This is a genomic window from Curtobacterium sp. 18060, from assembly GCF_902706105.1.
In the GTDB taxonomy this organism is placed as follows: domain Bacteria; phylum Actinomycetota; class Actinomycetes; order Actinomycetales; family Microbacteriaceae; genus Curtobacterium.
This window is the reverse complement of record NZ_CACSJV010000001.1, coordinates 264,542-277,172: the sequence shown is the minus strand read 5'-3', so window position 1 is coordinate 277,172 and position 12,631 is coordinate 264,542. Positions and strand designations below refer to the sequence as shown.

The 12,631-nt window shown below is 70.8% G+C and carries 13 protein-coding genes and 1 pseudogene; 12 read left to right on the top strand and 2 right to left on the bottom strand.

Annotated features, from left to right (window positions below; all coding sequences use genetic code 11):
- The 4 genes and pseudogenes from GVL05_RS01320 to glmM all read left to right on the top strand — a co-directional run.
- Positions 1-493 (top strand): annotated as a pseudogene (locus GVL05_RS01320) (cell wall protein); the annotation flags it as partial.
- A gap of 331 nt (positions 494-824) precedes the next feature.
- Positions 825-1,271: a 50S ribosomal protein L13 gene (rplM, locus tag GVL05_RS01315; RefSeq protein WP_071259898.1), complete on the top strand. Its 447-nt coding sequence runs from the start codon at positions 825-827 to the stop codon at positions 1,269-1,271.
- A 36-nt stretch (positions 1,272-1,307) separates the two neighbouring features.
- Positions 1,308-1,793 carry a 30S ribosomal protein S9 gene (rpsI, locus tag GVL05_RS01310; RefSeq protein ID WP_111083442.1) on the top strand — a complete coding sequence of 162 codons (486 nt, stop codon included), beginning with the start codon at positions 1,308-1,310 and terminating at the stop codon, positions 1,791-1,793.
- A 22-nt stretch (positions 1,794-1,815) separates the two neighbouring features.
- On the top strand, positions 1,816-3,189 hold the full coding sequence (gene glmM / locus GVL05_RS01305; RefSeq protein WP_159570572.1) for a phosphoglucosamine mutase: 1,374 nt from the start codon (positions 1,816-1,818) through the stop codon (positions 3,187-3,189).
- A gap of 229 nt (positions 3,190-3,418) precedes the next feature.
- On the opposite strand, the gene coaA is transcribed toward glmM, so the two are convergent.
- On the bottom strand, positions 3,419-4,363 hold the full coding sequence (coaA, locus tag GVL05_RS01300) for a type I pantothenate kinase (protein WP_123339480.1): 945 nt from the start codon (positions 4,361-4,363) through the stop codon (positions 3,419-3,421).
- Positions 4,364-4,468: 105 nt separating this feature from the next.
- Positions 4,469-4,954: a glutathione peroxidase gene (locus tag GVL05_RS01295; RefSeq protein WP_159570569.1), complete on the bottom strand. Its 486-nt coding sequence runs from the start codon at positions 4,952-4,954 to the stop codon at positions 4,469-4,471.
- A 70-nt stretch (positions 4,955-5,024) separates the two neighbouring features.
- On the opposite strand from GVL05_RS01295, the gene glmS reads away from it, so the two are divergent.
- From glmS to GVL05_RS01255, 8 genes are all read left to right on the top strand, one after another.
- A complete protein-coding gene (gene glmS, locus GVL05_RS01290; RefSeq protein WP_159570566.1) occupies positions 5,025-6,872 on the top strand; it encodes a glutamine--fructose-6-phosphate transaminase (isomerizing) in 1,848 nt (615 codons plus the stop codon).
- A gap of 7 nt (positions 6,873-6,879) precedes the next feature.
- Positions 6,880-7,254, top strand: a complete 375-nt coding sequence (locus tag GVL05_RS01285) for a holo-ACP synthase (RefSeq protein WP_123293157.1) — start codon at positions 6,880-6,882, stop codon at positions 7,252-7,254.
- Positions 7,251-8,354, top strand: coding sequence for an alanine racemase (gene alr / locus GVL05_RS01280; protein ID WP_134194341.1), 1,104 nt, complete (start codon positions 7,251-7,253; stop codon positions 8,352-8,354). The genes GVL05_RS01285 and alr (GVL05_RS01280) overlap by 4 nt, the downstream gene beginning before the upstream one ends.
- Entirely contained in the window at positions 8,351-9,517 is a 1,167-nt protein-coding gene (gene alr / locus GVL05_RS01275; RefSeq protein ID WP_159570563.1) for an alanine racemase, read from the top strand. The genes alr (GVL05_RS01280) and alr (GVL05_RS01275) overlap by 4 nt, the downstream gene beginning before the upstream one ends.
- On the top strand, positions 9,514-10,032 hold the full coding sequence (tsaE, locus tag GVL05_RS01270; protein ID WP_235035784.1) for a tRNA (adenosine(37)-N6)-threonylcarbamoyltransferase complex ATPase subunit type 1 TsaE: 519 nt from the start codon (positions 9,514-9,516) through the stop codon (positions 10,030-10,032). The genes alr (GVL05_RS01275) and tsaE overlap by 4 nt, the downstream gene beginning before the upstream one ends.
- Before the next feature lie 11 nt (positions 10,033-10,043).
- Complete coding sequence (locus tag GVL05_RS01265) at positions 10,044-10,514, top strand: GNAT family N-acetyltransferase (protein ID WP_134194339.1); 471 nt, start codon at positions 10,044-10,046, stop codon at positions 10,512-10,514.
- A gap of 64 nt (positions 10,515-10,578) precedes the next feature.
- Positions 10,579-11,187 (top strand): NAD(P)H-dependent oxidoreductase, encoded by a 609-nt coding sequence (locus GVL05_RS01260; protein ID WP_159570560.1) that lies wholly within the window; start codon positions 10,579-10,581, stop codon positions 11,185-11,187.
- Positions 11,188-11,448: 261 nt separating this feature from the next.
- The gene (locus GVL05_RS01255) at positions 11,449-12,615 is read left to right on the top strand and encodes a Fic family protein (RefSeq protein ID WP_159570557.1); all 1,167 of its coding nucleotides are present in this window, start codon (positions 11,449-11,451) and stop codon (positions 12,613-12,615) included.
- Positions 12,616-12,631: the final 16 nt, after the last annotated feature.

Here is a 12,631-nt window from a genome sequence, read left to right as displayed (position 1 = left end):
GACCCCGACCCCGACGCCCACGTCGAAGCCGACCCCTGCTCCGACCCCGTCCGCGCCGAGCACGGTGCCGCCGGTGGCCCCGTCGGAGACCGGTCTGACCGACGCGAACCGCGGGAGCGTCTCGGCGCCGTCGTCGGCTCGTGCGGGGGAGACCATCACGGTGACGGTCGGCTCGCAGTACGCGGGTGACGTCGTGAACGTGTGGCTGTACTCGACCCCGACGCTGCTCGGCACCGTGACGGTCGGCGCTGACGGCACGGTGCGCGTCACGATCCCGTCGGACACCCCCGCTGGTGCACACCGCCTCGCGGTGACGGCCGCGGACGGGAGCCTGATCGGCTGGACCCCGATCACGATCACTGCTGACGGGCAGCTCGCGTTCACGGGTGCCGAGGGCCTCGGTGTCGGTGCGCTCATCGCGTTCCTGCTGCTCGCCGCGGGTGCGGGCGTCCTGATCGTCCGCCGCCGGAGGACCGCGGCCGCCGCGGAGTAGTCCCCACGCCCCACGGGGGCACTTCGTGAGCAGGAATGGTCGGGTTCGCCGTGCGCGACCCGACCATTGCTGCTCACCATGCGGGGGTGGGCGCGACCCACGGACGGACGGGAGGCCCGTGGCCAGGCCGCCACGGGCCTCCCGTCCGGCAGTGGCTGCGTTTGACCGACGCGACCCGCGTCGGCTACGCTCTCACCTTGGTCTGTGCGCCACGCGCGCCGGACAGTCAGATGAGCCCTCCATCCGGGCGTTCCGCCGGCTTCTGCCGTGGGGAACCCCGACCGGAGTGGGATTCACGGACTCCTCACCTCGACACGAAAGCAGCACTCCTGTGACTCGCACGTTCTCACCGAAGCCGGCAGACGTCCAGCACGACTGGATCGTCATCGACGCGACCGACGTCGTCCTCGGCCGTCTCGCCACCCACGCCGCGGCGCTCCTGCGCGGCAAGCACAAGGCCACCTTCGCCCAGCACATGGACATGGGTGACTACGTCATCATCGTGAACGCCGACAAGGTCGCCCTGACCGGTTCGAAGCTCGCGAAGAAGGTCTACTACCGCCACTCCGGGTACCCGGGCGGCCTGACGGCGACCTCCTACCCGGAGATGCTCGAGAAGCACCCCACCCGCGCCGTCGAGAAGGCGATCCGCGGCATGCTGCCGAAGAACACCCTCGGTCGCGAGCAGCTCAAGAAGCTGAAGGTCTACGCCGGCGCGGAGCACCCGCACTCCGCGCAGCAGCCCAAGGCGTACATCTTCGACCAGGTCGCACAGTAGTTCCGGCCACGACGACTTCAAGGACACAGAAAACTCATGGCTCAGATCGCTGATTCCCTCGACCAGACCCCGGAGAGCTTCACCACGGAGAGCGCACCCGCCGCTGCCGAGGCTGCTCCCCGTCAGATCCTCAACGTCTCCGGCGGTGCCGTCGGGCGCCGCAAGGAGGCCATCGCGCGCGTTCGCCTCGTTCCGGGCTCCGGCACGTTCGTCGTGAACGGTCGCTCGCTCGAGGACTACTTCCCGAACAAGCTGCACCAGCAGCTCATCAACGACCCGTTCAAGGTCCTCGAGCTCCTCGGCTCGTACGACGTCGTCGCCCGCATCACCGGTGGCGGCCCCTCGGGTCAGGCCGGCGCACTCCGCCTCGCCATCGCCCGCACGCTGAACGAGATCGACCGCGAGAACAACCGCGCGACCCTCAAGAAGGCCGGCTTCCTCACCCGTGACGCCCGCGTCATCGAGCGCAAGAAGGCCGGTCTCAAGAAGGCCCGCAAGGCTTCGCAGTTCTCGAAGCGCTAGTCGTCACCGGCTGAAGATCGCAATGCCGCGTCTGTTCGGTACCGACGGGGTTCGTGGTCTCGCCAACGGCGAGCTGACGGCCGCGCTCGCACTGGGTCTTGCCCAGGCGAGCGCGGCCGTTCTCACACACGGACACCATGCCGACGCCCGCCGGGCGTCCGGTCGACCGCGCCCGCGCGCGGTCCTCGCGCGTGACCCGCGCGTCTCCGGCGAGTTCCTCGGTGCCGCCGTCGCGGCCGGGCTCGCTTCCGCCGGCGTCGACGTGCTCGACGCCGGGGTCATCCCCACCCCCGCTGCGGCGTTCCTCGTCGCGGACATCGACGCGGACTTCGGCGTGATGATCTCCGCGTCGCACAACCCCGCCCCGGACAACGGGATCAAGTTCTTCGCCACGGGTGGTCGCAAGCTGCCGGACGAGGTCGAGGACCGCATCGAAGCGGCCATGCACGACCACTCCGCGCCGACCCCCACCGGCATCGACGTCGGCCGGATCACCCGGTTCGCCGACGCCGAGGACCGCTACGTCGTCCACCTGCTCGGCACGCTGCCGCACCGGCTCGACGGCATCCACGTCGTGCTCGACTGCGCCAACGGTGCTGCCGCCGGCGTCTCGCCCGAGGTGTTCGTGAACGCCGGGGCCCGCGTGACGCTCATCGGCGCCGAGCCCGACGGATGGAACATCAACGACGGCGTCGGCTCGACCCACATCGACAACCTGTCCCGCGCCGTCCTGGCTGCCGGCGCGGACATCGGCATCGCGCACGACGGCGACGCCGACCGCTGCCTGGCGGTGGACGCCGCGGGCAACGCCATCGACGGTGACCAGATCATGGCGATCCTGGCGCTGTCGTTGCAGGAGCGCGGGCGGCTGAAGGACGACACCCTCGTCGCGACGGTCATGTCCAACCTCGGGCTCAAGCGCGCCATGGCAGACGCGGGCATCACGGTGATCGAGGCCGGCGTCGGCGACCGCTACGTGCTCGAGAAGATGAACGAGGGCGACTACTCCATCGGTGGCGAGCAGTCCGGCCACATCATCTTCAACGAGTACGCCACCACGGGCGACGGCATCCTGACCGGGCTGCACCTGGTCGCCGAGATGGCGCGCACCGGGAAGTCGCTGCAGGAGCTCGCCTCGTGCATGACGGTGTTCCCGCAGGTGCTGCTCAACGTCCGCGGCGTCGACCGGCACGGTCTCGCCGACCAGGGTGTGCAGGACGCGGTCGCCGCGGCTTCAGCAGCGCTCGGTGACACCGGTCGGGTCCTGCTCCGTCCGTCGGGTACCGAGCCGGTCGTGCGCGTGATGGTCGAGGCCGCCTCGCAGGACGACGCTCAGCGCATCGCCGAGGAGCTCGCCGCCGTCGTGCAGGACCGCCTGGCGCTCGACGCCGCGTAGGGCGGGCGCGACTTCGCGCTGCGCGCGCGCCGCGTTCGCGCCCCGCTGCGGTCGTTGTGCCCCGACTCTTCGGGGCGCGATGCCCGTACCGGGGCGCAATCGGGCGAGCACGCGACCGCGTCGCGCCCCGCTTGCGTCGCGCGCCCCGCTGCGGTCGTTGCGCCCCGACTCTTGGGGGCGCGACCGCCATACCGGGGTGCAAGCCCGCGCGCACCCGCGCGCGCCCGCGCTAGATCTTGCGGAGCAGGACCGAGTTCACCTTGTGATCGGCGGCCTTCTTGAGCACCAGGGTCGCGCGGGACCGGGTCGGCAGGACGTTCTCGAGCAGGTTCGGCTCGTTGATCGCCCGCCAGACCTCGGTCGCCGTCCGCACCGCGTCGTCGCGCGACAGCGAGGCGAACCGGTGGAAGAAGGAGTCCGGGCTCGAGAACGCCTCTTCCTGCAGGGCCAGGAACCGGTCGACGTACCAGGCCTCGATGTCCTTGGTCTTGGCGTCGACGTAGATCGTGAAGTCGAACAGGTCGGACAGCGCGAGCCGCCCGTGCACCGGCGGGGCGAGCACGTTCAGGCCCTCGACGATGAGGATGTCCGGCTGGCGGACGACGATCTCGGCGTCCGGCACGATGTCGTAGACCAGGTGCGAGTAGTACGGCGCCCGGACCTCGGTCGCGCCGCTCTTCACCTGGCTGACGAACCGCAGCAGGGAGCGACGGTCGTAGGACTCCGGGAAGCCCTTCCGGTCCATGATCCCGCGACGCTCGAGCTCGGCGTTCGGGTACAGGAAGCCGTCGGTGGTCACCAGCTCGACGCGTGGGGTGTCCGGCCAGCGCTTCGTCAGCTCGCGGAGCAGTCGGGCGACGGTCGACTTGCCGACGGCGACGGAGCCCGCGACGCCGATGACGAACGGCGTGCGTCCGGCGCGGTCACCCAGGAACGCCGATGTCGACGCGTGCAGGTTGCGGGCGCCGGCCGCGTAGAGCGTCAGCAGCCGTGACAGCGGGAGGTAGACCTCCTGCACCTCCTGCATGTCCAGCCGGTCGCCGAGCCCGCGCAGCTGCACGATCTCGGTCTCGGTGAGCGACAGGTGCTCCTTGGGTGCGAGCTGCGACCACTCGTGCCGCGGGATCTCCACGAACGGGGTCGGGTGCGCGACGGCGGTCTCCGGGATCGGCATGGGGACGAGCGTACAGACGGGAGGCCCGGTGCAGGTGAGCTGACCGGCTCACCTCTACCGGGCCTCCCGTCCAGTGCTCGGTGTGCGTCCGCAGGACGCGGTGCGTCAGGCGGGCAGGGCGGCCTCGATGGCCGCGATCACCTCGGGGGCGTCCGGCTTCGTGGTCGGACGGAAGCGCGAGACGGTGCCGTCGGGGGCGACGAGGAACTTCTCGAAGTTCCAGCTGACCCGTCCGGCCTTGCCGTCGGCGTCCGGGGTCTCCTTGAGCGCGTGGTAGAGCGGGTGCGCGCTCTTGCCGTTCACCTTGACCTTCTCGGACATCGGGAAGGTGACGCCCCACGTGGTGGAGCAGTACTCGTCGATGGCCTCGGACGAGCCGAGCTCCTGCAGGAACTGGTTGCTCGGGAACCCGAGGACCGTGAAGCCGCGCGGGCCGTACTGCTTCTGGAGGGCCTCGAGCTGCTCGTACTGCGGAGCGAGACCGCACCGCGACGCCACGTTCACGACCAGCACCGCCTTGTCCGCGAACGAGCCGAACGTGGTGTCCTCGCCGTGCAGCGTGGTGATGGCGATGTCGTCGAAGCGTCCCATGGCCGAAACGTTATCCCCAGCCCTGCTGCTTCGCAGGGTCCGCGCTCAGGCAGACCGTAGGATCGCTTCCATGTGTGGAATCGTCGGCTACGTCGGCAGCAACAGCAGCCAGGACGTCCTCCTCGGTGGCCTCCGTCGCCTCGAGTACCGCGGCTACGACTCGGCGGGCATCGCCGTGGTCGACCCTGCGGGGGACCTCGTCTCCGCCAAGAAGGCGGGCAAGCTCCAGGCCCTCGTCGACGAGCTCGAGTCGTCGCCGATCCCGGACGGCACCACGGGCATCGGGCACACCCGCTGGGCGACCCACGGCGGCCCGACGGACGGCAACGCCCACCCGCACCTGGCCGACGGCGACAAGCTCGCCCTCATCCACAACGGCATCATCGAGAACTTCTCGGAGCTGCGCGCCGAGCTGCAGGCCGAGGGCATCGAGTTCCGCAGCGAGACCGACTCCGAGGTCGCCGCGCACCTGGTCGGTCGGGCGTTCCGCGAGACCGGTGACCTGACCGCCGCCATGCAGCAGGCCGTGCAGCGACTGGACGGGGCGTTCACGCTCCTCGTCGTGCACGCCGACCAGCCCGGCGTCGTCGTCGGCGCCCGTCGCAACTCCCCGCTCGTGGTGGGCCTGGGCGACGGCGAGAACTTCATGGGCTCGGACGTCGCCGCGTTCGTCGCCTACACGCAGCGTGCCCTCGCCATCGGGCAGGACGAGATCGCCACGATCCGCCCCGACCGCGTCGACGTCATCCACTTCGACGGCACCCCGGCCACCCCAAGCGAGTTCGAGGTGAACTGGGACGCCTCCGCAGCCGACAAGGGCGGCTGGTCCTCGTTCATGGCGAAGGAGATCAGCGAGGAGCCCGAGGCCGTCGCCAAGACGATCCTCGGCCGCGTGCACGACGGCGCCGTCACCCTGACCGACCTCGACCCGATCGCCGAGCGTCTGGCCACGGTCGACCGCGTCATCGTGATCGCCTGCGGCACCGCTGCGTACGCCGGCATCCTCGGCAAGTACGCCATCGAGCAGTGGGCCCGCATCCCGGTCGAGGTCGAGCTCGCCCACGAGTTCCGCTACCGCGACCCGGTGCTGAACGACCGCACCCTCGTCGTCTCGATCAGCCAGTCCGGCGAGACCATGGACACGCTCATGGCCGTCAAGTACGCCCGCGAGCAGGGCGCGCAGGTGCTGTCGATCTGCAACACCCAGGGCGCGACGATCCCGCGCGAGTCCGACGCCGTGATCTACACGCACGCCGGGCCCGAGGTCGCCGTCGCGTCGACGAAGGCCTTCATCGCCCAGGGCGTCGCGCTGTACCTGTTGGGCCTGCACCTGGCCACCCTCCGCGGCACCATGACGGCGGAGCAGATCGCCGAGCAGGTCGCCGAGCTCGAGGGCCTCGCCCCGAAGCTGCAGCAGACCATCGAGGACGCCGCCGGCATCAAGGACCTGGCCCGCTGGATGGCGGACACCCGCAGCGTGCTGTTCCTCGGTCGCCACGTCGGCTACCCGATCGCGCTCGAGGGTGCGCTCAAGCTGAAGGAGCTCGCGTACATCCACGCCGAGGGCTTCGCCGCAGGTGAGCTCAAGCACGGCCCGATCGCGCTCATCGAGCCCGGGCAGATCGTCTTCGTCATCGTGCCGTCGCCGCGTGACCCGCGGTCGCTGCACCCGAAGGTCGTGTCGAACATCCAGGAGATCCGCGCCCGTGGCGCTCGCGTGATCGCCATCGCGGAAGAGGGCGACGCCGCCGTGCTGCCCTTCGCCGACGAGGTGGTGCGCATCCCGCTCGCGACCCCGCTGTTCGAGCCGCTGCTCGCCGTGGCGCCGCTGCACATGTTCGGCATGGAGCTCGCCGCGGCCAAGGGCCTCGACGTCGACCAGCCGCGCAACCTCGCGAAGTCGGTCACCGTCGAGTAGTCGCACGATGATCATCGGCATCGGGGTCGACGTGGTGGACCTGGAGCGGTTCGAACGGGTGCTGTCGCGCACGCCGGCGATGCGTGCGCGGTTGTTCACCCCGGCCGAGCAGGTCCGCGACGGCGAACAACGGCCGATCGCGTCGCTCGCTGCGCGGTTCGCGGCCAAGGAAGCCCTGATCAAGGCGTTCGGCTCCAGTGCTGGGCTCAGCTGGCAGGACCTCGAGGTCGTGTCGGACGACCAGCGCAACCCGTCGCTGACGCTGCACCAACAGGCGCGACAGGTGGCGGATGCGCGTGGCGTGACGAGCGTGCACCTGTCGCTCTCGCATGATGGAGGGATCGCGACCGCGTTCGTGGTCCTGGAGGGAACAACGAAGTGAGTGCGTTCACCGGCATCACGGTCGATCGTGAAGCGCTGATCGAGAACTACGCGACGATCGCCGAGCAGGTCGCACCGGCCGGCGTCATCGCGGTCGTGAAGGCCAACGCCTACGGCCACGGCGCGCTCGACGCCGCACGGGCCTTCGTCGACGCCGGTGCCGAGTGGCTCGGCGTCGCGGACATCGACGAGGCCGTCGCGCTCCGTCAGGGCGGCATCGACGAGGACGTCCGGATCCTCGCGTGGTTGCACGCCCCCGACGAGGACTTCCGCCGGGCAGCGCAGTACGGCATCACCCCGGCGGTGTCGAGCGTCGAGCAGTTGTCCGCCGCTGCCGACTCCGAGGTCGGCGCCGTGCACATCTGCGTCGACACCGGCCTGAGCCGCAACGGTGCGGTCGAATCCGAGTGGACCGAACTCTTCGCGACCGCCGGGGCTCTCGCCCGTGGTGGCAACCGCACCCGTGTCGAGGGGCTGATGTCGCACCTGTCGAACGCGTCGCGCACGGACGACCTCGACCAGGACGCAGCACTGCAGCGCGCACTCGACGGCCTCGCCGCCAACGGCATCGTGCCCGACCTGGTGCACCTCGCCGCGAGCGCCGCGAGCATCGCCGTGCCGGAGACGCGCCGCGACCTGTCCCGCGTCGGACTCGCCCTGTACGGCCTGAGCCCGTTCACCGACCGCACGTCGGCCGACCTCGGCCTCCGCCCCGCGATGCGTGTGACCGCTGCCGTGCTCCGCACCGTCGACGTCCGCGCCGGCGAGGGCGTGTCCTACGGCTACACCTGGCGGGCGTCGACCGACACCCGCCTCGCCGTCATCGGCCTCGGGTACGCCGACGGCTTCGACCGCGACTTCGGCAACCGGGTCTCGGTCCGCATCGGCGACCGCACGTTCCCGGTGGTCGGCCGGGTCGCGATGAACGCCATGCACGTGGACATCGGCGACGCCGACGTCAGCATCGGCGACGAAGCCGTGCTCTGGGGCGACCCGGCGAACGGCGACCCCGCGGTCGAGGACTGGGCCGCCGCGATCGGCACCATCAACTACGAGGTGGTCGCCCGGGTCGGCCACAGCGTGCACCGGAGGACGACGTGAGCTCCGCACCCCTGCGCCAGGCACGGATCGACCTGGACGCCTACCGCGCGAACCTCGACCTGGTCCGCGAGTGGATGGACCCCGTCGCGGTCATGGCGATCATGAAGGCCGACGCGTACGGCCACGGTCTCGAGCCGATCGCGCTTGCCGCGGTGGACGCCGGCATCCGCTGGATCGGGGTGCTCACGGTCCCCGCGGCCCTGCGTCTGCGGTCGATCGGCGTCGGTGAGGACGTCCACCTCTTCACCTGGCAGCACGACCCCGCCCTGGACTTCCGCGACGCCATCGACTCCGCCGTCGACCTCGGTGTCTCGAACGTGCCGGAGCTGCGGCGCGTCATCGACGCCGTCGACCAGCGACCCGCGCGCGTGCACCTCGGCTTCGACTCCGGGCTGCACCGCGACGGAGCGACCCCGGCGGCCTGGCCGGCGCTCGTGTCGCTCGCGCTGGACGCCCAGCGCGCCGGCCGCATCGAGGTCGTCGCGGCGTACACGCACCTGGCGGAGTCCTCGGACCAGGACGACGCCGACGCCGTGGCGCTCTTCGACGCCGCCGTGGAGCAGGCCGACGACCTCGGGCTCGATGTCCCAATGGAGCACGTCGCCGCCTCGCTCGCCGGGTTGGAGCGCAAGGAGTTCCGCAAGGACATGGTCCGGATGGGCGCCAACTTGTTCGGCATCCCCGGCGCGGACGGTGTGTCGGCGGCCGACCTCGGGCTCGAACCCGTGATGACCCTGACGGCGTCGGTCGCGAAGACCAAGCGGGTGCCCGTCGACACCGGCGTCTCGTACGACTACACGTACCGCACCGCCTCGGAGACCACCCTCGCGCTCGTGCCCGTCGGGTACGCGGACGGCGTCCCCCGTCTGGCGCAGGGCCGCATCGAGGTGGCGATCGGCGGGAAGCGCTACCCGATCGCGGGCCGTGTCGCCATGGACCAGTTCCTGGTGGACGTCGGCGACGACGACGTGCAGACCGGCGACACCGTGACGCTGTTCGGCACCGGCGAGCACGACGAGATGACCGTCCTCGACTGGGGCCGTTCGCTCGGCACCATCGGCGAGGAGATCGTCTGCCGCATCGGGACCCGCGTGCCACGGTTCTACGAGGGCCACGACATCGAGGGACACGTCGGGGAGTACCTGCGGGGCGACCAGTCGTGACCGGCGCCGCTCGGGTCCTGCTGGACACCGCCGTCGACGGCACCGATGCGATGGGCCAGCTCGGGGCGCGGCTGGCCGCGGTCCTGCGTGCCGGGGACCTGGTCGTGCTCACCGGGCCGCTCGGCGCCGGCAAGACGACGCTGACCCGTGGCCTCGGCGCTGCCCTCGGCGCGCGTGGTCAGGTGTCGAGCCCGACCTTCGTCCTCGCCCGGACGCACCCCACCACCGTCGGCCCGGACCTGGTGCACGTCGACGCGTACCGGCTGTCCGACCCCGTCGAGCTCGACGACCTCGACCTCGACTGGGATGCGTCGATCGTCGTGGTCGAGTGGGGCCGCGGCATGGTCGACGGCATCAGTGACAGCGTGCTCGACGTCGAGATCACCCGTGCCACCGGAGCCGACGCGGCCGACCGCGGGGCCGACGACGACGTCGATCCCGACGACGTGACCGACGAGCCGCGCCGGGTCGTCGTCACCGCGACGGGCCCGCGCTGGACGGGCGTCGACCTCTGACTCTGCAGCGCGTGGACACCGGTGCGGTCGACGACCTCCGCACCTTCCTCGTCGGTGCCGACCTGACCGTCGCTGGTCTCGACCGTGCTGGCCTCGACCCTGCCGGTCTCGAGCCGACCGTCCGGCTGTGGGTCGACCGTGCCGACGACGGCCGCGTGGTCGGCAGCACCGGGTACGAGACGAGCGCCGACGGTGTCCACGTGCTCGTCCGCAGCGTGGCGGTGGCGCCGCACCTCCGGGGGCTCGGCCATGGCACCCGACTCGCACGCTTCGCCGTCGACCACGCCGCGACCACGGGCGCGCGACGGGCGTGGCTGTTCTCGCGGCGCTCCGGTCCGTTCTGGCAGTCGCTCGGGTTCACCCCCGCCGACCGTGACGACCTGGCGGCCGTGATGGCCGACACGCACCAGGTCCGGTCGTTCCGGCGGACCGGGCAGTTCGCGCACGAGGTCGCCTGGTCCCTCGACCTGACCGCAGTGTGAGCCGGCACGGCCTGGCGACAGCGGGCGTCCCGGTGCCGCCCAGCCGGCTCCGGGAGGATGCGGTGTGCCGACGCTCATCGTGACCGCCCACCCGGACCCCGACTCGCTCACCCACCACCTCGCGGCTCGCCTGCAGGACGCCCTGCCGGCCGGGACGGTCGAGACCGCCGACCTGGCGGCCGAGGGGTTCGACCCGCGGTTCACGCTGGCCGACCGGCACACCTACCGGACCGGCACGGACGCGCCGGCCGACGTCGTCGCCGAGCAGCAGCGCATCGACCGCGCCACCGACCTCGTCCTCGTGTTCCCGGTCTGGTGGTGGTCCGTGCCCGCGGTGCTCAAGGGGTGGATCGACCGCGTGTTCGTGAACGGCTGGGCGTTCGACGTCGACCCGCACGGCGGCATCCGTCGGGCGCTCGGACGGCTCACCGTCCACCTGGTGCCGATCGCAGGTGACGACGCCGGCGTGTACGAACGGCACGGGTACGCCGAGGCGCTCCGGACGCAGGTCGAGCACGGGATCGTCGACTTCTGCGGTGCCCGCCGGGGCGCCACTGTGTTCGTGCACGACTCCGAGACCGAGGACGCCGAGGCCCGCGAGCGCGCGGTCGCCGCGGCGGTGGAGGGTGTCCGTCGGGCGGTCGTCGACCGTGAGCCGGCCGGCGCACGGTAGCCTCGCAGCAGATCTGGTGAGCGCGAACGGGGGGAACCATGCGCATCGTCCTCGACACCGGCGGCTTCAGCGACGTGGAGGTCGGCACGGTGGACCGTGACGACACCGAGTTGGTGTTCCGGTCGCCCGCAGGATGCAGAGCCGGGGCGACGCTCCCGAGACAGCATGACGGATCGAACGTCCCCGCGCTCCCCACGTGCGGGTGCTTGGAAGTTCGACCCGAAGTTATAGGGCGGAGGGTACTTTGCTTATGATGAGGAGATGCGCCGAGAAGACTTCCGTTCAGATCGGTTCGGCACACTCACGACGCGTCCGTTGTCCGAGTGGCCGCACGCCTACTTCTTGCCTGCACCCCTCCCACGCGAACTCGTCCTCGAGCCCGTGACGAACGCTGCGGTGTCACGCGCCGACATCGCCATCGGCCGGTTGGCCGGGCTCGGGCAGCTCGTGCAGGAGCCGGAACTGCTGCTCGGCCCATCCATGGCACAGGAAGCCCTTGCGAGCTCGCGGATCGAGGGCACACAAGCGTCGCTGAGCGATGTGCTCAGCGTCGAGAACGACGACGAGATCCTGGACGACGACCTTCGTGAGGTCGACAACTACCTACGAGCGGCGCGCGAGGGCGTCGACCTCCTCGCGGACCTGCCGATCACGCAGCGGTTCATCTGCGCGCTGCACGAGACCCTCATGCGCGACGTGCGCGGCGACGAGAAGTCTCCTGGAGAGCTCCGCCGCTCGCCGGTCTGGATCGGATCACCGAACGCTCGGCCCGAAACCGCACGCTTCATCCCACCGCACCAGGACCACCTGCCGGACACGCTCGACGACTGGGAGCGGTTCGTGAACGGACGGTTGGACACGATGTCGGTGACCGTGAAGTGTGCGCTGCTGCACTACCAGTTCGAGACGATCCACCCGTTCCTCGACGGTAACGGCCGGATCGGCCGGCTCCTGATCGGTTTCTCGCTCATCGCGGACGGCATCCTGCCGGCGCCGATCCTGCACATCTCGGGCTACTTCGAACAGCACCGCACGGAGTACTACGAGCGGTTGCAGGCTGTCCGGGAGCGCGGGGAGGTGGACGAGTGGATCCAGTTCTTCGCGGAGGCGGTGACCGTCCGGGCGAACGACAGCGCCGAACGGATCAGGAAGCTCGTCGAGATCCGCGAGCGGTACCGCCTGGCCTCGCGAACGGAGCGTTCGGCCCTCCCTGGGCTCGTCGACGTGGTCTTCAGGAACCCGGTCGTGACGGTCACGTCCGTCCGGCGTGCGCTCGACGTCTCGCAGCCGACGGCCTCGTCCCTCCTCCGCCGCGCGGAGGAGTACGGCTGGCTCCGGTCGCTGGGGCGTTCGGGCCGAGGCGGACGCGAGCGGTGGCGTGCCGACGAGATCTGGAACGCGGTCGCTGGCAGCCTCGACGAGACCTGATCCCACCCCGCCTACG